Consider the following 23,717-nt stretch of genomic DNA (forward strand, 5'->3'; position numbering starts at 1 on the left):
GCGGAATGCCGGACTTGGAGAAAATGCAGGCGCAAATAATAGGAAATTTAAGGATGGAGAAAAAAGCGCTAGAAGACAAAATTCAAGAACTTGAAAAGATGTTGAGTGGCAATGATGGAATGAGTGTAGAAGAAATCAAGGCGCAGTTCGTAGATTTACATCGCGATGTGCTAGTTGCCCGAGGTCATAGCGCCCACCTACGCCAAGCGTTGGAGTTTTATGCAGATGAAACAAAGTACGAAAAAATAGAGGGATATGATGGTGAAACAGAAATTTATATTGAACGCGACTGTGGAGAAAAAGCACGCCAAGCATTAGGAGCTTCATAGGATAGAAGCGCCCAACGACCAATTAAATGCTTCAATCAAGACACATTAGGCGTAACAGTGGGAGGGGAAATGATTGGTTAAATTACTATCACTCTTTGGCGGGATAGGGGCTGATATTAAAGCGCTGAAAAATTTGGGTGAAGAAGTTAAAACTATTGATTATGTCGAGTGGAAAGCGAATCGTGTCAAAGCCTACAATGCTATGAATCCTTTTCGTTACAAAACACAAGACGTGCGAACCTGGGATTTAAAGCCCGACATCCTTGTCCATGGTAGTCCGTGTCAGGATAATTCAGCGGCCAATCTAAATGATGATAAAGGGCGTTCTCAACTAATGCTTGAAACGCTCCGAATCATCAGTGAAATGGGTGAATGGCGTCCCTTGTTCGTGATTTGGGAAAACGTCAAAGGGGCAACGTTCAAAAAGAAACGTCCTATCTTCGATCAGTATTTAGAAGAAATGGAGAAGATGGGCTATACAAATTCATGGGATGTGTTGTCGTCGTTGGATTTCGGTATTCCGCAAAGTCGAGAGCGATTATTTTGTATTTCGATATTAGGTGATTCAGTTTTCGACTTTTCGAAATTAAGAAAACGCCCGATGCGTCCGTTAGATGAGTTTTTGCAAGACGAAGATGAAATTGATCTTGAAAAATACGTCGTCAAAATCCCTTCTATGCTCAGTAGGTTAGCTGATTTAGCGACGCCTGAATTGATAGAGGCTAACAAAAGCAAATTCCGGTACGTCGAGACAGTGAAAACGCATTTCGGGACGTTAACCGAGCGCCCGGATAGATGTCCGGGTCCGGGAGTATTGAAGACAAGTGATGGTCGTTATCGTTATCCAACGGAACGAGAGTATTGGCGCTTGATGGGCTTTGATGATGCAGACTTTGATCTAATGCTTCAGGAGTTTCCTGTCAAAGAAATTTATCGGAGCGCGACATTATACGCGCTTGCCGGCAACAGTATTGATGTTCAGGTGCTGGAAGCAATCTTTGAATTGCTGATAAGTGGTGATTATGCATCTGATTTTATATCTGATGACGCGGGGCAACTACGGCTGATTTACTGAACATGTGGCACATAAAGTGAGGGAGGAAAAACAATGGACGAAATTTTATGTCCTTCTTGCGGAGAAGAAATGAAGCATTGGAATCAAGGGATTTATGAATGCAAAGAATGCGGAACAATGATTGACGGGGATATTTTTGATGAAGAGGATGAAGAACTTTAACACGCAGACTGGAGGAGAGGTTTTTGAGAATGATAGAGACTAAGTTTCGCGGTAAGTCAATTATGCCAATCGATTATTTAGACATGATAGGCGTTGAGCATGCAGATGGGTGGATGGTCGGAAATTTGATTACAAATGGCGGAAAGCCTTATATCGTTGGTGATCTCACGGAAGCGACTGACGAGTATATAAATCATGAATTTTGGGCTGCTGTAGAACCAGGTTCAGTCGGGCAGGGTACGGGATTGGTAGATATAAAAGGCAATCAAATATATAACAGCGATTTAATTAAAGATGATGAGAATTTCGTTTGGGAAGTCATTTATAGTCAAGGTGCTTTTTATGCTCGATGTAACGATTTGATGGCGAGGCAACTGTTGTCATCTATTAATCTGTTTGGCGTTGTGGTAGGTAAAAAATACGAGAATCCGGATTTAATCGGTGCGTAATCGGACCATCGAGCGAAGGAGGTGGCAAGTTGGATAAAGAGTGTTATGTAAAAGAAAGCGGCAATTGGGTAGAGGCTGAATTTGTAGGGGTGTTTCAGTATTCAAACGTCATAGAACCTTCTTTGATGATTGGGGGACATTCGGGCGGAGTGATCGCGTACCCGGTAGCGGTTGTTAAAATGGACGGAAAAATAAAAGAAGTGAAACTTTCAAATGTGGTGTTTCAAGTACTGGAGTGATTCCTATTAATATTCATGACACGTTGAGTTTTAAATTAAACAGAATCAAACGATTGTTAATTGTGGTATTAGGAAGATTGGGAGTATGGAAGCTTATCTTCGCTATTTTAGAACCATGTAAAAACAAATGACATTCCTGTGTATTCGGCTATGTGAGGGAGGACAAATGATGGGTAATCATTTTGAGGAAACTGAGAAGTGGGCGGCGGAACGCTTGGATGAAATGCTGCTAGTGGATCGCTTTAAAGAGATGGGGAAAGCGGATGACCTCGTATTTCAGGCTTTGGTGTTCTTAGGGAACGGATCTCATCAATTGTCGTTAGGGACGACGGTTTTGAGGGGTGATGAAGAAATACCCGCAGAATTGAAGGGGGAACTTAAAGATATCCAACAACGACTGCATGATTACCAAGGCAAATTGAGGAGATTTCGGAAAGGTGGCGAAAATTGATGAAATACGGACTTTATTTAAACGAAAGCTTGATGGCAAAGTTCGAAACGGAAGACGAAGTTTATAGTGCGGCGGAATCGGAGGCGATGCTTAAAGGCGTTGCGCATGATGTTAAACAATTGTCCTTCGCTGTCGATGAAGATTTCTGCATTGATGATATTGATGGATGCGAATTCATTCATGACACATCAATCGGGAAAGCGATTATTTCGCTGGAAACAGACGGGGAGTGGGGGACGCCTACTGGCAGAATTGAGGTTGTTTATCCGGATGGCTCCGTAGGTAAAATAGAGCCGGACGACGCTCAACAGATGATTGATATCGGTAAATGGATTGTCTATAGATGACGAACGTTAATCGATTTCGGAAAGGCGGCGGTTGAAATCGAAAGGGATGAAATGATTCTGATTTGCAGCATGACGACAATGTACTCTGAAAGTTATTTGGAAAGTTTAAGTGATGAGGAATTAACGAAAATATATGAGCGCGTAATGAATCATTGACAAGGGAGGGGAGGATTTGGCGGAGATAGTAGAAATATCTTCGGTGGACATCGACTTCAAGAAAGGCGTATGCGCAATTTGTAAGAAAAAGCCCGTTGCCCGTTGGTGCGATTTCACGATTAAGTATGCGCACAACACGATATTCTTTCGAAGGTACCAAGATTTTAAAGAGGCTAACGCTTACGGTGCGCAAAACGAGCAATGCAATTTGCCGATGTGCAGCGACTGCGCAGCGGAACAAGACGGGGACATGCACTTATGCCCGCATCATCAAAAGTTAATGGGGCAGGTGGAGCAGCAAGAAGAATACCTCCGTATGAGGCAAAAGCGCGAAACGTTCGAGATAAATATGAAAATAATGGAGCCGTCGTCGTTAGATCAAGAAGATATGAACGGGAAAGGGTTCTACTTCAAAGTAAAAGAGGTCATAGATGGAAATTTAGAGCTTGAAAAGGAGAATGAGCGACTGAAGAAGGAGGTCAAAGGATTAAAAAGCGAGTTAGAAGGATTTCGGAACGGGCAGATGAGCTTATTTTGAAAAGAAAAAGCAGCCAGGGACCGCCAAGGACCCAGCTGCTTCGTTTGAACCGAGTAACCAACTCAGCCAACTCAACAACAATATTGTAGCACGAGGGAGGGCGAAGTGAATGAAAAAGGGGCAGCGGAGAAAACAAAGGGAAAAACGGTGGTTAAAGAAACGTGCCAGGGAGCAAAGGAGAAAAAGATTTATTGAAGGATTTCGCAACCATTTTGTCAGAAAAGGAATTTTGGACAAGTAAAGCAAAAGGCAAGGGGGCGCTCGTTTTCTGCTCGCTTGCTGTTTGCGTAACGGGAGGGCGATCGAAATGCGGAAAGAAGAAATTGAAAGAGTGGTAAACGAGAACCGTGGCGAAATAGAAAAGGCGGCGGTGGCGGCGGGAGTGAGCGTTGAACATCTAACGGAATCGGTAGCGATTTTAACGCGTAGTTTTATTGCTGTCGCGGAGGCTATAGGCAAGGCATTGGGAATTTTAAGGGAATTCGGGGAACAAGTTTACGAAGGATTGAAAGAGAATGCCAGGAGGGACAAAGACCGAAAGAACAAGAAACAACGCTTTAAAATAGATTTTAAAAGGCCTGAAATCAGACACCAGGTAACATGTCGAAAGCCGAAATTCACAGTACGAAAAATTATTCACTGACAAGGCGGTGAGCGCTTTGAAAGAGCTGCTGAAAACGTATAGAAACACATTGGAAGACGTTGTGGATCAGGTAGAGCGCTTGCGATATATGAAATCGACAGCGGAGGGTTATTGTGAAAGTGAAGAGGACTATAAAGTTTTGACTGCCGCTGCTGTCGATTTGGAATTCGTCGTGCAGTGGTTAGAAAGGGGATACCGAAAAGATACGCATTTTCGCGGAATTGAGAAATTGGATGCGTACAATTTAGGAGAAATAGCCAACGGAGTTACAAAGATTAAGAGGACGAGAAGTTACCAGCACGCAGTAGATCCTTACTTGATGGATTATTATATCGAGGATGAAGGAGCTCGGCTGCCTTTCGTGAACGTGATTGAAGAAGATACAAGAACAGTAGAGGAAAAAGAGCAGGACGAAATACTTGATGCGAAAGAAAAAGCAATCGAAAAAGGGCTGTTCATAAAGTTAGAAGAAGCGCAGGCGGTGTTAAGTCGTGATGATATATATATGCTGCTGTCGCATCAACAAGGTTTCTCGCAAGAGGAAATGGGCCAAGAATTAGGAATCACAAGGCAAGCTGTTTCTAAGAGGATTAAAAGCATCAGAAGGAAGTTGGAAAGTATCGGAATCGAAAGGGCGGATCTGTGATGAAGCGTGTAATGCCGATTCGTGACAAAGAGAAAGTGCGGGAGATTAAAGCTTATTTGAAGAAAAAGAACGAAAGAGATTACATACTTTTCATGATCGGTATTAATGCAGGGCTGCGAGTGTCAGATATATTACCCTTGCGCGTTCGAGATGTGCGAGGGGAATATATCGAAGTGATTGAACAGAAGACTGCGAAGCTCAGACAGATTCCGATTAACAGCTCTTTGAAGAGTGCATTGAATGTATATGTGCGAGGTAAGAAGGATAACGATTATCTTATAAAGAGCCGGGAGGGCATGAACCAGCCGATAGGTAGGTGGACAGCCTGGAAGATCATCAAAGACGCGGGCGTTGAGGTAGGGCTGCTGAACTTAGGAACACACAGTATGCGCAAGACGTTTGGCTATAACTATTACAGGAGAACTAAAGACATCCAAACGCTATGTAAAATGCTGGGTCATAGTGATGAAGAGATCACGAAAAGGTACATCGGAATAGAAGATGATTTCATACGAGAACAGTATCTAAAGCACACGAACTTATAAACCGTAGTGCTCTTTCTTTTCCGCTACAATCAAACATAATTTATCAAGCGTTAGACTGACGATGAAATAAATTTGAAAGTCAGTGTTACCAACGCTTTAGGATAGGTGCATGAACCAAACAGAATATATAGATATGTTAGATTGATAGGAAAGGGGTTGCGACTACGGATATGAGTGAGAAGAACGTAACGACAATAGGTGCGTCATTAGGTGGCTTTGAAGCAACGTAAAGCCTTGATGCCATTGGGTTTATTGGCTCTGGATTTTTTCACGGGTCCTTCCCCAGGGGGTGGCCCTATACGGGGCTAACGAGTCCCGGGAATCGACCGTTTTTATTTGAAAAAAAATACTACGGAACTACGGAATGGGGGGATCAGTGCATGGACGGCTTTCGTGAAGATGAAGGCAGGTTGCTGATTACATCGAACCGACTATGCAAATTTCTAGAAGTTACTGATAAGACATTAACCAACTGGCGTCGCCAAGGATGCCCGCAGCATAGTCGCGGATGGTGGGATTTACAAAGTGTAATAAAATGGCGTGGTGTAATTCAGGCTAATGAAGATGATCCTGTTGCAAAAAAATCCGTAAACCTTCAGCAGAAAAAACTTGTGGCAGAAGTCGCATACAAAGAAGCCCAGGCGGAATTGACGCGAATAAAAACGGATCTTGCGGATGGTAAGTATATTGATAGAGAAACGGTAGAAGCGGAGCTTACACGCTTCTTTATGGTGTTTAGAAAATCGGCAATGTCGTTGTCGCGAAAATTATCGAAAATTGTAGCTGACTACGTAGAGCCGATTGAAGCGAGTCGAGTTGAAAAGGAATTGTCGGAAACTATAGCTGATGCACTCGATCAGATGAGCGTGGATGGTGTGTATAGTGCAAAGAAAACGAAAAGGTGAATGGCCATCCTTTATTACTAATTCGCTCACATCGTTAAAACCACCAGAGAAATTGAAAGTAAGCGAATGGGCAGAGAAACATAGAGTGCTGGATGGTAAGTCCAGCGCTATTCCTGGGGCATGGCGTAACGAAGTCACGCCTTATTTAGTTGAAATAATGGATGAATTTAATAATGTAGACACGGAAGAGATTATTTTTGTTAAGCCGACACAAGTAGGCGGAACTGAAGCGTTACAAAATGCACTTGGATATATCGTTATGCAAGATCCAGACTCTACGATGATCGTGTACCCGTCGAAAGAACTTGCAGAGAGTGTATCGAAAAACCGACTGCGTCCAATGTTGCGAATTTCCAAAGGGCTGCGTGAAAAATATTATGACGATAAATCAGAAGAGTTAGAACTTCAGTGCGAGGATATGTATATAAGTTTAGAGGGTGCTAATTCGCCAGCTGCGCTTTCCTCGAAGCCGATTCGATATTTATTCATGGATGAAGTCGATAAGTATCCTGGTGCTACGAAAAAGGAAGCAGATCCTATTCGATTAGCACGAGAGCGTACGAAGACTTATACCACTAATAAAAAGATATTCATTACTTCAACGCCAACTTTGCGCACGGGCCACATTTGGAAAGCGAAAGAAAACGCGGATATCGTAAAACACTATACTGTCCCGTGTCCTCACTGCGGAGAGTATATCGAGTTGGTGTTTAAGCAAGTGAAGTGGCCTAAAGGCGATGAAATGTCCGATGTAGATCGAGCTGAACATGCATTCTACGCTTGTCAGATGTGCGGGAATATTATTAATGATCGTCATAAAGCCCAGATGGTTCGTTATGGACAATGGAAAGTCGTTGAGAAAAAAACCGAGTTTCCTCGAAAGGTCGCTTATTGGATGAATACTTTATATTCTCCGTTCGTCAGATTTAGCGAGATAGCGAAGGAGTTCCTTAGCACGAAACACGATGATGAAGCATTGCAAAACTTCGTAAATTCGTGGCTCGCTGAACCTTGGGAGTCCACAAAACTAAGGACGAATGCCGACATGGTGCTTGAACGTCAAACTGAATTCGAGCAATTCGAAGTTCCGGAATGGACAGAGTTCCTAACAGCAGGCGTTGACGTCCAGGAAACAAGTTTGTATTTCACGATAAGAGCATGGGGGCCGTATATCACGAGCCAAAACATACTACATGGCCACGTATTCAGCTGGAAAGAGATCGAGCGAGTTATGAACTCGGAATTCAAAAACCGGAACGGAGAGACCTTCATAGTTAATCTTTGTGGCGTTGACTCGGGAGACCAGACCGATGATGTGTACGATTTTTGTGCAAAAAATAGCGAGTGGGCAATCCCGGTGAAAGGGGTAGGTGGAGGGCATTCGTATTTCAAAATCAGCACAATCAACAAAGCGCACTCCACCGCTTACGGGATGCGTCTGTTGCTCGTTGATGGCGGAAAATATAAAGATATGATCGCTTCGCGGATGATGAAACCTAACGGTGAGGGTAGCTGGATGGTGTATAAAGATTGTGATCGTGAATACGCCGAGCAGGTTACGGCCGAACACAAAGTTAAAGTAAAAGGCGGCGCCGGAGTCACTAAAGAGGTATGGGTTCCGAAAACTTCACATGCAGATAATCACTATTTGGATTGCGAAGTATACGCGCTTGCTGTAGCCGATGTGCTCGGCGTAAGAAGTTTGAATTTGATGCAGGAGTCACAGGAAGATGAGCCGGAGCAGGATGTGAATAGTCAAGCTGAAGAATTTAACAACGGTTGGTTAGACGTCGGGAAAAAATGGTTGTAGGAGGTGAGAATGATGAATGTGTCGGAGCAGTTACAACAAATAAATAATGCGATTGCTGCCATTGAAATCGGAGGGCAAGAGTACCAAATCGGTTCAAGGCGGTTGAAGCGTGCGGATTTGTCGTTGCTTTACCAGCGGCAAAAAGAGTTGCAGGCGCAAGTGGAAGCTCAACAGTCAGACGGTCTAGTCTTGGCTAATACGTCTGTTGCTACTTTTGATAGGAGGTAATGGAGTGAACTTTTTAGATAGAACCATTGCTTGGATATCACCAAAAGCGGCGTATGAGCGTATGGGCTACAAACGAGCAGTCGATGAAATGCGGTCGTATGACGCAGCGGGTGACGATCACCTGAACGCTGGCTGGCGTGCTGTTAATGAGAAAGCGGAAGCGACAGACGGTATGTATCGCGATACGATTCGTGCGCGGTCTAGGGATTTAGAAAGAAATAGCGATATTTTAGAAAGTGTAGTGCTTGCTTTTGAAAGAAATGTCGTTGGCGGTGGATTTAATTTACAGGCGAAGACAGAAGATGAGGAACTTGACACGAAAATCGAAAACCTGTTCAAGATATGGAGCCGACCTAAGAACTGCGATGTGACGCAGCAGCAAAGTTTTTCGGAGATTTGCCAAATGCTTGTACGTCGTCAGAAGGTAGACGGAGGTATTATCGTCGTTCTGAGGTACATTGACGATGGCGTTGTACCATTATCTTTACAGATGTATGAAGTAGATGATTTAGACACGATGATCCCATTAACGACCAAATCAAAAGTTGTGAATGGTATCGAATATAACGCCTATAACCGACCTGTTGCGTATTATTTGAAAAAATATGATGCATACGGCAACTATAACGGATCATCTGAACGCATCGATGCGAAAGATGTCCTTTTTTTATACAAGAAAAAGCGACCAAGTCAATTACGAGAAATCAGCGAACTGTCATCTACTTTGCCACGAGTCAGAGATATGAATCAATTTATGGAAGCTGTGAGCGTAAAAGAACGCGTAGCTGCATTGCTTGCGGTCCTGATTAAGCGGGTGATTCCTGGCGGGGGGAATGGTGTTGGGCGCGGGATTTCTGACAAGCGCAGCGGATATAACGGGAAAATGTTGAGTCCTGGAATGATTATGGAGCTCAATCCGGGTGACGACGTGCATGTCGTGCAGCCACCAGCGCAAGCGGCCAACTCGTCAGAATTTATTCGTTTGCAACAACGACTGTCCGGGGCATCCCAGGGTATTTCTTATGAAGTGGCGGCGCGTGATATGTCGCAAGTCAACTATTCTAGTGCTAGGCAGGGATTACTGGAAGACCAAAAGACGTATTTAATGCAACAACAATACTTGATAGATCATTTTTTAATACCTGTATATGAGGCTTTTATCGAATCTGCTGTACTAGCAGATAAATTGCATATTAAAGATTTTTATGCCCAAAAAGAACGGTATTTGCAACATCACTGGATTGCTCCAGGGATGAAATGGATTGATCCTCTCAAAGAGGCGAATGCGAACAAGGTCATGCTTGAAAACAATTTGACGACGCTTGCGGAAATTGCGGCGTCGACAGGGAAAGATTGGCGCGAAGTGATTGAGCAACGCGCGATAGAAATTGAATTCATGCAGTTAAAGGGGGTGATGAATAGTGGTGATGACGCGGGAGAAATCGACAAACTCATCGAAGAAACCGATGACGAAAAAACAGAAGATGCAACGTGATTTGTCGTTCGATATTCGCGCTTTGGATGACGAAAAGCGAAACTTTGAGTTGTCTTTTTCATCCGAAGAAGCATATCAACGATGGTTTGGCTCTGAAATATTGTCACATGAGCCGAATGCGGTCGATTTAAGCCGTCTAAACGAAATCGGAGTCCTTTTATACAACCATAATCGGGATAAGGTGCTAGGGCGAATAGACAAGGCTTGGGTGAAAGATAATCGAGCATATGCGACTGTTACTTTTGATGATGATGAAGAGGCGGATGTCATTTATCAAAAAACGAAGTCTGGTACTCTGCGTGCCGTTTCCGTAGGTTATACAGTAGATTCGTGGGAAGAAGTAGCCGCGGGGAAAAAGTCTTCAGACGGACGACACGCAGGACCTTGCAGCGTGGCTTTAAAGTGGCAACCTTATGAGATTAGCATTGTTTCGGTTCCGGCGGATGCGACGGTAGGGGTAGGACGCGAAATGGAGCATGAACCGGAAGTGTTTGAAAAGGGAGATTACTCGTATTACGAAAGACAAATTTTATTAAATAAAAACCTTGGAGGTATCATCATATGACTTTAGAACAAATGTTAGCGCGTCAACAAGCAATTGTGGATGCTGCGAGAGCTGAAAATCAACGTGGATTAACGACAGAAGAGCAAACGGAATTCGACCAATTGCAGTCCCAAATTGACTCTATTCGTGCGGCGAACCCGACGCCACCAGCTCCACCAATTCCAGCGCCGGCAGATAATCAGCGCACGATTGAAGATGAGCGTCAACGCACGTTGGAAATCACAACGCTGTGCCGCGAGTTTGGTCTGGAAGCAGACGAACATATTAAAGCGGGAGATTCGGTGGATCACGTTCGTAAAATGATACTCGAAAAGCAAATCAAGGATCGCTCGCCACAACCTTCAGGAATCTATTTAGGTAAGGATGAGCGCGACAAGTTTCGTGATGCGGTAGCGGATGGACTAGCGTTGCGCGTCGGAATGTCTGTAGAAAAGCCGAATGAAGGAGCCGAACAGCTGCGCAATCTTTCTTTACGAGAAATCGCAAAAGAAACATTACGGATAGAAGGTGTGAACAACGCATACCGATTGAGTGATGATGAATTATTACGTCAACACCTAACGCCGACTTCACTTTTTACCAATATCATTGACCAAACGGCGCGTACTGTTTTCCAGAAAGCGTACACTGACGCACAAACGACGTATCAACACTGGACACGTCGTGGTACTTTGACAGATTTCCGTCCGACGAAAACATACCAGGTCGGGACGGCTGGTGATTTGTTACTTGTCTCGGAAAACGGCGAGCTGAAACACGATGACCCGAATGGCGTAGAAGGACCAACGCGCCAACTATTAACATATGGACGTCAATTTTCGATGTCTCGACAAGCATTTATTAACGATGATGTGAGCTTTATTGAAACGATCCCGGCATTATATGCACAATCCGCACGTCTGGGCATTAATCGCTTGGTGTATCAGACGTTAGCAAACAATCCGGCGATTTGGGATGGCAAGACACTGTTCCACGCGGATCACAACAACATTATGGAAACGGGCGGAGCGCCATCCGTGGATACACTTTCCGAAGCCCGTCGCTTGCTACGAAAGCAAAAAGCACCAGGCGGCGACGTGAAGTTAAACATCCCGGCGCGTTACTTGCTTGTGCCGACGTCGATGGAAACGCGAGCGGGTCAGTTAATTGGTTCGACTGTAGATCCATCGCAAAACAATCCGAACATCCAGAATCCATTTTATAATCAATTCCAAGTCGTTTCAGACGCGGAACTTGACGACGCAACAGTAAACGGCGAGAAAGAATGGTACGTCATGTCTGATAAATTACGTTCGCCGATCCAGGTAGATTTCCTGAACGGGAAAGACATGCCTACTATCGTTATGAAACAGGCTCCGGCGGGCCAACTCGGATTCTTGTGGGATATCTACATGGACTACGGCGTAACAGTTGTCGATTACCAAACAGTTGTTAAAAATGATGGGGTTTAAGAAAGGGGATAACAGATAATGACACAAGCAATTTATGTACAACGCGGCGAAACAATTGATTATATCAACAGCACCAGCGTCATTGTTGCCGCTGGTGAAGTGGTGGCGCTAGGAACGCGCGTCGGAGTGGCGGCGACTGAGATTCCAGTTGGGGCAAAGGGTGCTCTGAATGTAATGGGAGTGTATGATTTACCAGCGCTTGGAACTGAAGCTTTAACAGTTGGTCAAGCTGTTTATTTTAAAGATGGGAAAATCCAAGCGACGGTAACTGATGCCGTTCCTGCTGGATGGATCGTCGAACCGAAAACGCAAACAGGAACCGTTGCGCGGGTAAAAATTGACTAAACGGAGGGAGTCCATATGGCTATTGTATTGGAAGCAATTACGCACGTATGGTTTGCAGGTCGCATGATTCCACCTGGTCAGGTTTTTTCTGCTGATGATGCATTCGGAAAGAAACTCATCCAGGGCGGTTCAGCGAAAGTTCGCGAAGCAGCAGCGCAGGAAGCGTCTGTATCGCCGGACGAAGAGGAGCGCGTGAAGTTAGAAGGTTTAACGGTCCCGTTACTGAAGGCATTGGCGAAAAAGAACGATGTGAATCTTTCGGCAGATGATAAAAAGGATGACATCGTAGAAAAGCTCATTGAATCGGGTGTGAAATTCGATGAAGACATTTAAAGATTTTTTGAACAGTGATCTAGGAATTTTCATCAATGAAGGTGAATTCGGAACAAAGTTGACCATAGAAGACGAACTTGTCGTTGTAGTGCTTGACGATGATAAAATGGTCGAACGACAAATCGGCAAACAGTTGGAGCTCCATAATGAGGAGCTTCTTTTTTATGTCGAAAAATCAAAACTATCTTTCTATCCGCGTCCGGACAACGTCGTCCGGTTTGATGATGTTGTTTGGAAGGTGTCACAGGTGCAAGAAGATGCGGGCTTACTTACAGTCACGGCGGAGCGGGTGAGCGGATGAGGGTTTCTGTAGAAGTCGATGAAAGACGGTTAAAAGAAGTCCAGTTGCGCTTGGGGCAGTTTTCTAAAAAAGCCCCAAACGCAATCGCTAATGCCCTAAATCGTGGTGCGGATAATATCAATACGAACATCAAGAAGGAAATACGCAAAGAGTATCACGTCAAGGCTGGGGACGTTTCGGCTACTCTTAAAAAACATAGGGCAAGCAGGGGATCTTTAAGCGCCAACGTCGAGTCAAAGGGTCCATTGATCGGTCTGGACAAATTTAAAGTTTCACCAAAAACGGTGAACCCGAAGCGTAAATCCTTGCTTTCTATCGCTGTAAAAAAAGACGGGATGAAAAAAGTAAAAGGTGCTTTTAACGCTGACATTAACGGAACAAAAGTTTTTATGCGTTCTACTAAAAAAAGATTGCCAATCCGGCGTCTGTTCGGCCCGTCTGTTCCTCAAATGCTCGGAAATGAAGAAATTCGAGACGTGGTTGAGTCGCAAGGAAGGGAAAAGTTCGAGGAGCGGCTGGAACACGAAATCACTAGGATTCTCGACGTTGGGAGGTCGCAAGGATGACGTCTTTGCAATTGCAGGAAACGTTAAAAAAGCGTATCGAACAAGCTTTATCAGGCATGTTGCTTTCTTCGCAGGAGGGCGAATCGAAGGAAATACAAGTATTTAAGCAGCATTTGCCGAGGAAAACGAAATCAACGTCAAGAAATCCCGGAAACACCTTTTATCCGTGTGTCATCGTTTATTTGGACGAAGGGGAAAATGGAAAAGTAAAAGTTTTGCTTATCGTCGCGACGCATGACGAGGAAACGGATAACCAGGGGTATCAAGACGCAATGAATATCGTTGAAAAGATCATGCAGGATTTGGGAAGAAACCCGCAAGTCGATGGGCGTTACGAAATACAAGAAGAACCCAAATGGTTCTATAACGAGCAAGACAACTATCCCTATTATTTTGCATGGATTGAAACCAGTTTCGAAATACCGCGGTCCTTACGCGAAGATGTGGAGGCAATGATATGAGTACGAAAATTACTGATAAAAAAGCAACAAAAGAAATGGTTGCTGGAGCACTGACAGAGGAGCCGGAGAAAGAGGTTGGCCAACAATTGATTTATTGCGGACCGACTATCACCGAGATAGGGCTTCAACAGTTTTCTGTTTTCAAAAACGGAATACCGGAACACGCTGCGGCGATGGAGGAGGCATGTCGGTCGATTGTCCTTCTTTTTAAGCCCATCTCCGAACTAGCTTCGACCAGGGAAAAAATAAATAAACAAGGGTCGAGAGACTACCAACTTTATCGAAATGTATTGAAACACATTGGAAGGGAGGATTAATCGATGGCTTACAATCACGGAATTACAATATTGGAAAATCCCACTTCTATTATTCCACCGATTCAGTCTAGCGCTGGAATACAAGTGGTTATCGGAACGGCTCCTGTAAACATGGTTGCAGATCCTTCTTCGGCCGTAAATAAACCTATTTTGGCGACAGATTGGAAAGAGGCGACGGAAAAGGTCGGGTACAGCGACGATTGGGAGCAGTACACATTATGCCAATCGATGGATGCGACTTTTAGAGTGTTTAATGTTGCTCCTATTATTTTTATCAATGTACTAGATCCGGCACGCCACTTCACGCAAGTGGATGACGCGGTTGTTCCAGTCAAGGAAAGCGAAGGTTTAATTAAGAAGACGGGCATCTTGCTAGATTCGATTTCGGTAAAAGTTGCTAGTGTCGGTTATCAGCGAGACAAGGATTTCTCTGTAGGGTTTGATCGCGATGGGTTTGTTGTAATCACGATTTTGGACGAAACGGGCGACCTTGCTTCAGCGGCGGAGTTGGATGTTAGTTACAAAGAATTGGACCCGGCAAAAGTCACCGAGAATGATATTGTCGGGGGCTACGACGTCGCAACTGGCAAGTACGAGGGTTCAGAAGTGATAGATCAGGTCTATCCAAGATTAAATGATGTGCCAGGCCTTATTCTTGCACCAGGATGGTCGCACCTTCCCGTAGTGGCAGCTGTTATTGATGCTAAGAGCAGATTCATCAATTCTTGCTTTAACGCTATGAACGTTTTAGATATCGACAGTGGAGAAGTTAAAAACTACCAAGATGCCCCTACGTGGAAAAGTATGAACAGCTACACTAGCAAAGATTCCATCATTTGTTGGCCGAAAGCACGAGTCGGTAACAAAGTTTATTGGATGAGTGCTTTGGTGGCGGCGCAAACGGCTTTCACGGATGCGATAAATGACGACGTGCCATACGTTTCTCCGTCAAACAAACGCTTGCCGATTACCGGGACGCTGCTCGCAGACGGAACAGAGGTCTTCTTGGACCAATTGCAAGGGAATTTTTTAAATGGCGCAGGAATCGTTACAGCCATCAATATGAAGGGGTGGAGAACTTGGGGTAATAACACTGGTGCTTACCCGTCTACTTCTGACATTAAAGATCGCTTTGTGCCAGTTCGACGTATGTTCAACTGGTGGGGGAACACGTTCATCCAAACTTATTTTGATAAGGTGGACGATCCGACGAATTTGAGATTAATTGAATCTGTTGTAGATAGTGAAAACATTCGCGGGAATGGTTTGCAATCGCAGCAGCAGATTGCTGGCGCTAAAATCGAATTCCTTCAAAAGGATAACCCGGTTACAAATCTCTTGAACGGCCGTATTCAATTTCTTCAAAAGGTGGCTTTCTTCCCACCAGCTGAACACATTGTCAACGTGCTTGAGTTCGACCCCACTATATTAAATAATGCATTATTCGGAGGCGATTGAAGATGAGCACTATTCCAGAAAAGATTGTCAATTTTAACGTGTACAGCGATGCCGATAAGCTTGTAGGCGTCGCGGCAGAGGTTACGCTTCCGGACTTTGAAGCGATGACAGAAACGATATCGGGGGCAGGCATTGCGGGAGAATATGAATCCGCAACGCCTGGTCACTTCGGTTCGCAAACTATCGAAATTCCTTTTCGGTCTATTAGCGACCCTTCTTTCAAATTCCTTCAAAACAGAGGGCAGACTATCATTTTGCGGGCAGCACAACAAAGTTACGACGTTTCTAGCGGGAAAACGAATATCAGACCTTTAAAAGTGACGATAAAGGGTCTGCCGAAAGGTTTGAATCTCGGTAAAGTCGGCGTGGGAACCCCGACAGAAACAACAAACACAATTGAAATTTTGTACATTAAAATCGAAGAAAACGGCGTCACGCTATTAGAACTCGATAAGCTTAACTTTATTTTTATCGTCAACGGTACAGACCTAATGGAAGATGTACGAAACGCTATTTAATTTAATTATTAGGAGGAGAATATTTTGTTAAAAAAAGAAAACGAGATGCTAGTTGTGTTTAAAAAGCCGTACCCGTTCGAGGGGACTGATTACAAAGAAGTAGACCTGTCCAAGCTTGATGAACTTTCAACAGGCGATTTAATTAAGGCGGACAGCCAATTCAGCCAAATTGGTCAATTTTCAGTCATGAACGAACTGACGACGGGCTATGCTTGCATTCTTTCATCGAAAGCGACAGGGAAACCGATAGAGTTCTTTGAAGGACTTCCTGCGCGAGAAGGGTTAAAAGTGAAAAATATCGTGATGAGTTTTTTGAACGAATAGGCTTCGTCAAACGGGATAACGACAAATATATAAAGCAAACAGACGGACCCATACTTAGAAAAGTGTGTGTTCGTCTTTCTATGTCAACTCACACAAGCATCGAATACTTCGAAGCTCTTAGAACTGATGAGCTGAGGTTAGTAATAGATGAGATTGAGGAGGCGAACAAAAGCAGATGAGCAGAAGACAACCATATGAGATCGCTTTTCGACTAGGTGCTCGGATGGATTCATCGATGCGTACCGCATTCGCTAACGCCAATCAGAATTTAAGTAATATGAACAACAACGTAGGCAATCTTAATAGTCGAGCGGGAAGGTTGACTAGTTCAATGGGTTCGATGAAAGGCGCGATAATCGGCATCGGAGCGGTTGTAGCATCTGCGTTCGCCGTTGATAAAATAGTCGAATTCGGAAAGAAAATGATTGAGACGACTGCGGATATCGAAGCGAAGCAGGAGCAGTACGTTCAAGTTATGGGGAAAATGAAGGGTTCGACGGACAAGTATCTTAACTCTATGTCGGCTACGTGGAATAAGCACCCTGTAGAATTGCAAGAAACATATATGCAATATGTCGCCATCCTCAAAGGTAAAGGCATTGAAGAGGGAAAGGCACACGGGATCGCGCAGCAGTATTTAGATAGAACTGTCGATGCTAATGCTTTTGCGAACGAAGGAATGGCCGATACTACCGCTCGCTTCATGGGTATGATAAAAGGCGAGTACACTTCAGTGGACACGGCGATGGTAAATACATCCGCATCGATGATGAGCGATAGAGGGCTGAAAGAATATGGGAAGAAGTGGGCGAATCTAACAGCAGAGCAGCAGGAAACCATTAAAACAATGGTGGCCCTGGAGCAACATACTAGTTCCGGTGTCCTTGGGCAAGGTGCGAGGGAAGCTCAATCGTACGAAAACAACGTGAAAATGCTGAAGAACACGTACAACGAAATGCTGGTGAAATTCGGTTCGCCTATTTTGCCTATTGTGATTAAACAATTGAAAAATGCAACAGAAATAATTAAGAAAATAGATGTCGAGAAAGTGATTGAAGGCTTTAAAAAGTTCGCAAGTTATCTACCGGATATCAAAAAAGTGTCGGGAGCGCTCGGTTCTGTGAGGGATGTCGCATTTGGAGCCTTCGGCAAACTAAGTCCGATATTTTCGAAAGCGGCATCTTCTTTACAAGGTGTATTCACTAAGATTAGGACTTACTGGAGCGAAAATGGCGCACAAATCATTCAAGGTGCATTAGGCATCGTCAACAACATTCGACCAATATTTGTTCGGATCGGACAGGTAGTTCTGAATGTGTTCAGGCAGATCTCGGAGTTCTGGAATAAAAACGGGTCGTCATACATTTCCGCATTGTCAAATGTCTTTAAAATCGTAGGCACTGTTTTTAGTTCCGTTATCGGAATCGTAAAAACCGTTATAGCAATCATATCTCCTTTCGTGGAGAAAATAGTTGCTTTTCTTTTGGGGATATTCGAACAACTGATTGTTTTTTGGAACGAAAACGGTGCGCAAATTATGCAGGCCGTCCAAAATGTTTTTGCCGGAATCAATAAAGTTGTACAAGTGCTGGCTCCGGTGATTATGTTCATCCTAAATAGCGTTTGGAACAACGTAAAGGGTGTTATTCAAGGTGCTTTAAAAATAATACTTGGTGTAGTGAAAATATTTGCATCTGTATTTACAGGCGATTGGGCAGGCGTTTGGACGGGCGTTAAACAATTATTCTCGGGAGCTATTCAATTTTTATGGAATCTTTGGAATCTCATGATGATGGGGAAGTTGGTAAAAGGCATTGCAACGATAGCGAAAGCGTTTTGGGGATTCCTGAAAGGGCTTGGTCCTAGAATTGCTACAAGCGTGCAATATTACTATCACCTATTCATGGATAAGTTTTATCAAATCGGCATAGGGATTTTGCGAACCATTTCAAGCTCTATTGGTAAAGTGGTGGGAGTTGCTAGAGATGCAGTAACGAGATTTGTTTCTATCTTCCAGATGGCACGAACTTTCGGAGTCAATATCTTCATGTCAATCGTCTCGGCTATTCGTGGTGTTTTTTCGGGAATCTTTGGATTTATCGGAAACACGGTGTCTAGCGTGATAGGGGCGGTACTTGCTAGGGTCAGCGGCTTCATCGGATCTATACAAGGGTTTATGGGGATGCTTTGGGGCCATATCTCGACTGTATTTTTAAATATCCAAACCGCAATGGCTGCACCGTTCAGCTTTTTGCAAACTTTAGTACAAAACGTAGTAAGTGCAGTGTCTGGTCTTGTGGGCGGACTATTTACAGGTGTTACAGCTGCCGGGAAAGGCGCTATAAACGGTCTTGTTATGGCTGCCAACGCAATGATCGGCGGAGTGAATAAAATTAAGTTGAATGTACCTGATTGGGTTCCTGGGATTGGCGGAAAAACAATAGGGTTCAACCTTCCTAAAATTCCTATGCTTGCACAAGGTGGAATTACGACTGGACCGACTTTGGCGATGATTGGTGAAGGGGCTGAACAGGAAGCGGTTCTTCCTTTGTCGAAGCTTCAGGCTTTGTTAGGCGGTTCTGGTAAAGGGGACTCGAATGCGCAATACGTGTATAGCCCAAATTATATTATTCACGGGAACGCAACGAAAAAGGATGTCGAAGAAGTTAGCGGAAAAGGATTCCAAGAATTCAAGCGGTGGACGAAGGAAGTTAAATCGGACGAAGAAAGATTGTCGTTCAATAGGGGGTGACTTAATTGGTATATGTGACGGTTCAGGGTGATATGTGGGATACGATTTCTAAAAATATTTACGGTAGCGAGTATCATACAGACTTGCTTATGAAAGCTAATCCGGACTTAGCCAGTGAGTTACTTTTTTCTTCTGGCGTAGAATTAATAGTTCCAGAACTCGAAGAAACCCAACAATTCTCCAACTTACCACCTTGGAAGAGGGGAACTCCGTGAAAACAAGAAGAGCATACGTCGAACTGGAATATAACGGGGTCAACATCACTCACGATCTTGCGTCTGATTTAAAAACTTTCACCTATACCGACAATGCGGGCGGCGCTGCGGATGATGTAGCAATCGAGATATCTGACGCTAAAAGGAAATGGATATCTAATTGGATGTTTGACAAAGGGGATACATTCACCGCGAATATCGTCACGGTGAATTGGCGGAAAGACGGAGAGAAAAAGAGGTTGCCGTGTGGCTTTTTCGTCGTGGATGAACCGGAGTATAGCGGTCGTCCATCTGTCATTAGTTTAAACGGGATTTCTGTACCCGCGAGCAGTAATTTTATGAACTTGAAAAGAAGTAAGTCTTGGAAAAACATCACGATAAAAGCCATAGCGTCGGACATAGCAGCTCGATACAAATTACAATTGTTCTTTGATAGTAAGTTGAATCCGAGTTTCAAAGACAAGGCGCAAAAGGATGAATCGGATGCTGCATTCTTGCAAAAGTTGTGCGAAGATGAAGGCTTTTCGTTGAAGGTAACAGATAAACAAATAATCGTGTTCAGAGAAGTTGAATACGAAGCGAAAAAGGTAGTCGCCACATTCAGGGAAGACGACAGTTCGGTCACGGGATATTCTTTCAAAACGACGTACACGAACACGGCCTATGCTGGAGTCCGTTTGACTTATTTTGACTCAAAAACGAAAAAGACGATCAAGTATTTATATGCCACAAAGGAAATAGACGAAGAAAAGGATCGTATCCATAAAATCAACAGACGCGTCGCGAATGAAGAAGAAGCCGAGCGACTCGCGAAAAATACGTTGCGGAAATTGAATAAAAAAGAGACGCAAGCCACGCTGGAATTGGTCGGGGACACAAGGCTGCTTTCTTCGTCTACAATCGACTTAATAGGGTTTGGTAGTTTCGACGGAAAATACTACATCGATAAAGCGGTCCACTCTTTAGCGGGATACAAGACGACGTTGGAACTACACAAAGTCCTGAAAGGGGGATACTGAATTGGAACTTTCGGACATAATCAGAGTAGGCATCGTAGACGGCGCGAACGATCAAGAAGGGACGGTGCGTGTTATGTTTCCGGATAAAGACGACCAGGTTGTCCCGGACATCCCTTTAATGTGCCATGAGCAAAATTATCCGAGAATAGGCGAAAGTGCGCTGTGCTTGTTTTTGCCTAACGGGACGGAGCAAGGATTTTGTTTAGGGGGGTACTATCATGATGAAAACCCTCCTCCAATTAAGGATAAAGAAATATACGTAAAAAAACTGGATGATGATTTGTCTATAAAATATGATTACAGAATCAAAGAATTGACAATCGAAAATGCAAAGGACGTTGTGATAAACGGTAATTTGCTTGTAAAAGGAACGATTAAAAGTGGGTGATTATAGTGATAGGTTACTACGGCCCAATAAAGTTCGTGACTGGAGACAAAAGAATACTTACTTTCAACGACTTCAAACGCGAGTCTTCTGTCCGTTCAGAGAAGCACGCAGTTATAGGGCGTAAGCCTGTTAAAGAATTTCTTGGCCCTGAATTGGATGTAATTACGTTCACTATCCATCTGTCAGCTGCCAATGGTGTGAACCCTCGTGTTGACGCTGAAAGATGGCTGCGGATGAATAGGGCGGGCGAAGCGCACGTATTAGTCGTCGGCACAAGGGCGCTCGGTCTCGACAAATGGACCGTCGAAAACGTTTCCCAGGCATGGAATGTCATATTTAACAAAGGTGAACTTTATAGCTGCGACGTTGATGTCACGTTGGAAGAATACGTGGAGGTGTTTTGATGACGGAGTACGGAGAAACACAAGTTATTCTTGCTGCTGATTCAACGCTTAATGAGGAGGTATTCAGAAATGTAAAAGTGATATTGACTACTCCGGAAGGGTCAGTTCCTTATGACCGAGAATTCGGTATCAGAGGAGAAATATTAGACCTGCCAGCTGGCGAGGTGAAAGGGCTATACACCGTGGAATGTGTCACGAAGGTAAGAAGGTACGAACCGAGGGCGTCCGTGGTTGCTGTTGAGTTTTCGCACGATGCAATTGAGGGCGTCGTATATCCGAAAGTGGTGATCCAAATTGAAGCTGAGTGATCTTCCGGATTTCGATTTCGTCGAAACTAATCCGGAGTTGATTCTGAATAACATAATTAGTGATTATGAAAATGCGTATTTCGAATCCACAGGAGTGAAAGCGAAACTTTATCCTGGAGATCCGATGCGTATTTTTCTTTATACCCAGGCTTTAAGAGAAATTCAGTTAAGGCAAATAATCAATGATGTAGGAAAGCAAAACTTTGTGAAATACGCCAGAAGCGATAAGCTTGACCATTTGGGTTCCGGTGTAAAGACCTTCAGAGGAAAGCCTGGTTATGCCAAAACTAGAATGAAAATAACAGCTTCGCAAAGTGGGCAGGCTGCTCGATTGATTCCAAGCGGTCAAAGGTTCACGCCGGCCGATGGTTTATTTTTCTCCACTGAAGAAGACTACGTATTGAATGCTGGTGAATCAGAAATCATTGTGCCGGTCGTGTGCGAAGAGTTTGGCGACGTCGGCAATGATTACTCGCCTGGAGAGATCAACGTCATGGTGGAGCAGTTACCTTTCATGATCTCGGCGTTGAACTTAGATGCCACGCAAGGTGGAGTGGACAAAGAGGGCGACGAGCCGTTCAGAGAGAGGGTTCATTTAGCGCCGGAGGGTTTTAGTGTCGCAGGACCAGAAGGCGCCTATATCTACCACGCCAAGTCGTACAGCTCGTTAATTATTGACGTTAAGCCTTTGAGTGAAGAGGGCAGCGGCGTGGTGGATCTTTATGTCCTTTTGGCGGATGGTGAACTTCCTTCACAAGGGTTCCTTGATGGGCTTCACAATCACTTTAGCAAAGATATACGCCCATTAACTGATAGAGTGAAAACGCACGCGCCATCGGCTGTCGTATACGATGCAGAGGTTACTTACTACATTCCGAGCGAAGTTACCGACACGGCAGCGGTTAAAAGCAAAATAGAAACCGCATTTCAGGAGTTTTTGAAGTGGCAAAAATTAAAGATAGGCAGGGACGTCAATCCGTCTGAACTTATCTTTAAATTGAGGGATGCAGGGGCAAAAAGAGTCGAAGTGACACTTCCAACGCATATTGTCGTTAGTGACACAGAGGTAGCGAAGGAGCGTTTGGTCAATTTGGTTTTTGGTGGTGTCGAAGATGATTGACATTAGAGATTCTAAATTATATGACTTAATTCCAGTAAATTTGCGGGAAGACGAAGACATTATTGCTGCTGCTTTCGCCGTTGACAATTCTACTGATTCTATATTCACACTTAGTGGGAAACTCGGATTTCGGTCAGACCCGAAAATTAAAGACGATCATATATTGGATGCCTGGGCTGAGGATTCACATGTGGATTTCTATGATAAAAGTTTCCTTCCTGATGTAAAACGCGATATTTTGGACAGCTCATTGATACTGCATATGTTAAAAGGGACAGCAGGGTCTATTGAACGGGCGCTTTTGAATGTGGGCGTTAAGGCGGAGGTCATTGAGTGGTTCGAATATGACGCAGCTCCATATCATTTTATGGTGGAAATGGCTCCGAACTTCAGCGTCGTAGATAGAAAGAGCATGAATAAAATGGTCGCGATTTATAAAAATCTCCGCTCGTGGTTTGACGGGTTTGTAATTGTGATTGCTGGCGGGGTCATCTACATTGTGGACGATACTTATAATTACCCTGTATTCTATCCGATTTGCGGAGAGTTTGGCGGAGAAAAAGAATTCATCCAAATGGAGGGCGGGGAAATCAGTCTAATTGATGATACGTATCAATACGGCGTCAAGTACCCTTTGTCAGAAAAAGAATTCGCGCAGGTCGATAGCGGCAATGTGAGCGTGATAGACGGCGCTTATAATTTTCCGAAGGCATTCCCTGTTTGCGGAGAAATAGAGCTGTTGTTTAAAAGAACAACCACTGTGAGCCTTGAAGCGGAAACTAGCGTCGAAGCATATGATTTCAATCTTGTTTATCCGATTTGCGGAGAATTTTATGCGGAAGGAGATTAACCAA

34 protein-coding genes are annotated in these 23,717 nt (G+C 44.1%); all 34 read left to right on the forward strand.

Annotated features, from left to right (window positions below; all coding sequences use genetic code 11):
- Nucleotides 1–14: 14 nt before the first annotated feature.
- The 34 genes from MKZ11_RS14780 to MKZ11_RS14945 all read left to right on the forward strand — a co-directional run bounded on the left by MKZ11_RS14780 (nt 15) and on the right by MKZ11_RS14945 (nt 23,713).
- Entirely contained in the window at nt 15–329 is a 315-nt protein-coding gene (locus MKZ11_RS14780; protein ID WP_340795160.1) for a hypothetical protein, read from the forward strand.
- A gap of 73 nt (nt 330–402) precedes the next feature.
- Nucleotides 403–1,404: a DNA cytosine methyltransferase gene (locus MKZ11_RS14785; RefSeq protein ID WP_340795161.1), complete on the forward strand. Its 1,002-nt coding sequence runs from the start codon at nt 403–405 to the stop codon at nt 1,402–1,404.
- Between the two features lie 33 nt (nt 1,405–1,437).
- A complete protein-coding gene (locus MKZ11_RS14790; RefSeq protein ID WP_340795162.1) occupies nt 1,438–1,566 on the forward strand; it encodes a hypothetical protein in 129 nt (42 codons plus the stop codon).
- Between the two features lie 29 nt (nt 1,567–1,595).
- Nucleotides 1,596–2,015 (forward strand): YopX family protein, encoded by a 420-nt coding sequence (locus MKZ11_RS14795; RefSeq protein WP_340795163.1) that lies wholly within the window; start codon nt 1,596–1,598, stop codon nt 2,013–2,015.
- Nucleotides 2,016–2,044: 29 nt separating this feature from the next.
- A complete protein-coding gene (locus tag MKZ11_RS14800) occupies nt 2,045–2,254 on the forward strand; it encodes a hypothetical protein (protein ID WP_340795164.1) in 210 nt (69 codons plus the stop codon).
- 169 nt (nt 2,255–2,423) lie between these two features.
- Complete coding sequence (locus tag MKZ11_RS14805) at nt 2,424–2,705, forward strand: hypothetical protein (protein ID WP_340795165.1); 282 nt, start codon at nt 2,424–2,426, stop codon at nt 2,703–2,705.
- Nucleotides 2,705–3,052 carry a hypothetical protein gene (locus MKZ11_RS14810; protein WP_340795166.1) on the forward strand — a complete coding sequence of 116 codons (348 nt, stop codon included), beginning with the start codon at nt 2,705–2,707 and terminating at the stop codon, nt 3,050–3,052. Before MKZ11_RS14805 ends, MKZ11_RS14810 begins: the two co-directional genes overlap by 1 nt.
- 172 nt (nt 3,053–3,224) lie before the next feature.
- Nucleotides 3,225–3,746, forward strand: a complete 522-nt coding sequence (locus tag MKZ11_RS14815; RefSeq protein WP_340795167.1) for a hypothetical protein — start codon at nt 3,225–3,227, stop codon at nt 3,744–3,746.
- Nucleotides 3,747–4,053: 307 nt separating this feature from the next.
- Entirely contained in the window at nt 4,054–4,389 is a 336-nt protein-coding gene (locus MKZ11_RS14820) for a hypothetical protein (protein ID WP_340795168.1), read from the forward strand.
- Between the two features lie 16 nt (nt 4,390–4,405).
- Nucleotides 4,406–5,035, forward strand: coding sequence for an HTH domain-containing protein (locus MKZ11_RS14825; RefSeq protein WP_340795169.1), 630 nt, complete (start codon nt 4,406–4,408; stop codon nt 5,033–5,035).
- Nucleotides 5,035–5,580, forward strand: coding sequence for a site-specific integrase (locus MKZ11_RS14830; protein ID WP_340795170.1), 546 nt, complete (start codon nt 5,035–5,037; stop codon nt 5,578–5,580). The genes MKZ11_RS14825 and MKZ11_RS14830 overlap by 1 nt, the downstream gene beginning before the upstream one ends.
- 380 nt (nt 5,581–5,960) lie before the next feature.
- Nucleotides 5,961–6,485 carry a hypothetical protein gene (locus tag MKZ11_RS14835; protein ID WP_340795171.1) on the forward strand — a complete coding sequence of 175 codons (525 nt, stop codon included), beginning with the start codon at nt 5,961–5,963 and terminating at the stop codon, nt 6,483–6,485.
- Nucleotides 6,463–8,295 carry a phage terminase large subunit family protein gene (locus MKZ11_RS14840; protein ID WP_340795172.1) on the forward strand — a complete coding sequence of 611 codons (1,833 nt, stop codon included), beginning with the start codon at nt 6,463–6,465 and terminating at the stop codon, nt 8,293–8,295. The genes MKZ11_RS14835 and MKZ11_RS14840 overlap by 23 nt, the downstream gene beginning before the upstream one ends.
- Before the next feature lie 12 nt (nt 8,296–8,307).
- On the forward strand, nt 8,308–8,523 hold the full coding sequence (locus MKZ11_RS14845) for a peptidylprolyl isomerase (RefSeq protein ID WP_340795173.1): 216 nt from the start codon (nt 8,308–8,310) through the stop codon (nt 8,521–8,523).
- A gap of 4 nt (nt 8,524–8,527) precedes the next feature.
- A complete protein-coding gene (locus MKZ11_RS14850; protein ID WP_340795174.1) occupies nt 8,528–10,018 on the forward strand; it encodes a phage portal protein in 1,491 nt (496 codons plus the stop codon).
- The gene (locus tag MKZ11_RS14855) at nt 9,990–10,583 is read left to right on the forward strand and encodes an HK97 family phage prohead protease (RefSeq protein WP_340795175.1); all 594 of its coding nucleotides are present in this window, start codon (nt 9,990–9,992) and stop codon (nt 10,581–10,583) included. The genes MKZ11_RS14850 and MKZ11_RS14855 overlap by 29 nt, the downstream gene beginning before the upstream one ends.
- Nucleotides 10,580–12,034, forward strand: a complete 1,455-nt coding sequence (locus tag MKZ11_RS14860) for a phage major capsid protein (RefSeq protein WP_340795176.1) — start codon at nt 10,580–10,582, stop codon at nt 12,032–12,034. The genes MKZ11_RS14855 and MKZ11_RS14860 overlap by 4 nt, the downstream gene beginning before the upstream one ends.
- A gap of 18 nt (nt 12,035–12,052) precedes the next feature.
- Nucleotides 12,053–12,379 (forward strand): DUF2190 family protein, encoded by a 327-nt coding sequence (locus tag MKZ11_RS14865; protein WP_340795177.1) that lies wholly within the window; start codon nt 12,053–12,055, stop codon nt 12,377–12,379.
- A gap of 15 nt (nt 12,380–12,394) precedes the next feature.
- The gene (locus MKZ11_RS14870; RefSeq protein WP_340795178.1) at nt 12,395–12,712 is read left to right on the forward strand and encodes a hypothetical protein; all 318 of its coding nucleotides are present in this window, start codon (nt 12,395–12,397) and stop codon (nt 12,710–12,712) included.
- A complete protein-coding gene (locus MKZ11_RS14875; protein WP_340795179.1) occupies nt 12,699–13,013 on the forward strand; it encodes a hypothetical protein in 315 nt (104 codons plus the stop codon). Before MKZ11_RS14870 ends, MKZ11_RS14875 begins: the two co-directional genes overlap by 14 nt.
- Nucleotides 13,010–13,579 carry a phage tail protein gene (locus tag MKZ11_RS14880; RefSeq protein ID WP_340795180.1) on the forward strand — a complete coding sequence of 190 codons (570 nt, stop codon included), beginning with the start codon at nt 13,010–13,012 and terminating at the stop codon, nt 13,577–13,579. Before MKZ11_RS14875 ends, MKZ11_RS14880 begins: the two co-directional genes overlap by 4 nt.
- The gene (locus MKZ11_RS14885; protein ID WP_340795181.1) at nt 13,576–14,040 is read left to right on the forward strand and encodes a hypothetical protein; all 465 of its coding nucleotides are present in this window, start codon (nt 13,576–13,578) and stop codon (nt 14,038–14,040) included. Before MKZ11_RS14880 ends, MKZ11_RS14885 begins: the two co-directional genes overlap by 4 nt.
- The gene (locus MKZ11_RS14890; protein ID WP_340795182.1) at nt 14,037–14,357 is read left to right on the forward strand and encodes a hypothetical protein; all 321 of its coding nucleotides are present in this window, start codon (nt 14,037–14,039) and stop codon (nt 14,355–14,357) included. The genes MKZ11_RS14885 and MKZ11_RS14890 overlap by 4 nt, the downstream gene beginning before the upstream one ends.
- A gap of 3 nt (nt 14,358–14,360) precedes the next feature.
- Nucleotides 14,361–15,815 (forward strand): phage tail sheath family protein, encoded by a 1,455-nt coding sequence (locus MKZ11_RS14895; protein ID WP_340795183.1) that lies wholly within the window; start codon nt 14,361–14,363, stop codon nt 15,813–15,815.
- A 2-nt stretch (nt 15,816–15,817) separates the two neighbouring features.
- Nucleotides 15,818–16,333, forward strand: coding sequence for a phage major tail tube protein (locus MKZ11_RS14900; protein ID WP_340795184.1), 516 nt, complete (start codon nt 15,818–15,820; stop codon nt 16,331–16,333).
- A 24-nt stretch (nt 16,334–16,357) separates the two neighbouring features.
- Nucleotides 16,358–16,657, forward strand: coding sequence for a phage tail assembly protein (locus MKZ11_RS14905; RefSeq protein ID WP_340795185.1), 300 nt, complete (start codon nt 16,358–16,360; stop codon nt 16,655–16,657).
- A gap of 175 nt (nt 16,658–16,832) precedes the next feature.
- On the forward strand, nt 16,833–19,409 hold the full coding sequence (locus MKZ11_RS14910; protein ID WP_340795186.1) for a phage tail protein: 2,577 nt from the start codon (nt 16,833–16,835) through the stop codon (nt 19,407–19,409).
- Nucleotides 19,410–19,423: 14 nt separating this feature from the next.
- Nucleotides 19,424–19,624 (forward strand): tail protein X, encoded by a 201-nt coding sequence (locus tag MKZ11_RS14915; protein WP_340797015.1) that lies wholly within the window; start codon nt 19,424–19,426, stop codon nt 19,622–19,624.
- On the forward strand, nt 19,621–20,643 hold the full coding sequence (locus MKZ11_RS14920) for a phage late control D family protein (RefSeq protein ID WP_340795187.1): 1,023 nt from the start codon (nt 19,621–19,623) through the stop codon (nt 20,641–20,643). The genes MKZ11_RS14915 and MKZ11_RS14920 overlap by 4 nt, the downstream gene beginning before the upstream one ends.
- 1 nt (nt 20,644) lies before the next feature.
- Complete coding sequence (locus MKZ11_RS14925; RefSeq protein WP_340795188.1) at nt 20,645–21,031, forward strand: hypothetical protein; 387 nt, start codon at nt 20,645–20,647, stop codon at nt 21,029–21,031.
- Nucleotides 21,028–21,435 (forward strand): phage tail protein, encoded by a 408-nt coding sequence (locus tag MKZ11_RS14930; protein ID WP_340795189.1) that lies wholly within the window; start codon nt 21,028–21,030, stop codon nt 21,433–21,435. The genes MKZ11_RS14925 and MKZ11_RS14930 overlap by 4 nt, the downstream gene beginning before the upstream one ends.
- Nucleotides 21,435–21,743 carry a GPW/gp25 family protein gene (locus tag MKZ11_RS14935; protein ID WP_340795190.1) on the forward strand — a complete coding sequence of 103 codons (309 nt, stop codon included), beginning with the start codon at nt 21,435–21,437 and terminating at the stop codon, nt 21,741–21,743. The genes MKZ11_RS14930 and MKZ11_RS14935 overlap by 1 nt, the downstream gene beginning before the upstream one ends.
- Nucleotides 21,730–22,863, forward strand: coding sequence for a baseplate assembly protein (locus tag MKZ11_RS14940; RefSeq protein WP_340795191.1), 1,134 nt, complete (start codon nt 21,730–21,732; stop codon nt 22,861–22,863). The genes MKZ11_RS14935 and MKZ11_RS14940 overlap by 14 nt, the downstream gene beginning before the upstream one ends.
- Nucleotides 22,856–23,713 carry a phage tail protein gene (locus MKZ11_RS14945; protein ID WP_340795192.1) on the forward strand — a complete coding sequence of 286 codons (858 nt, stop codon included), beginning with the start codon at nt 22,856–22,858 and terminating at the stop codon, nt 23,711–23,713. The genes MKZ11_RS14940 and MKZ11_RS14945 overlap by 8 nt, the downstream gene beginning before the upstream one ends.
- The last annotated feature ends 4 nt before the right edge of the window (nt 23,714–23,717 follow it).

The sequence above is a fragment of the Sporosarcina sp. FSL K6-1508 genome (genome assembly GCF_038007465.1).
In the GTDB taxonomy this organism is placed as follows: domain Bacteria; phylum Bacillota; class Bacilli; order Bacillales_A; family Planococcaceae; genus Sporosarcina; species Sporosarcina psychrophila_B.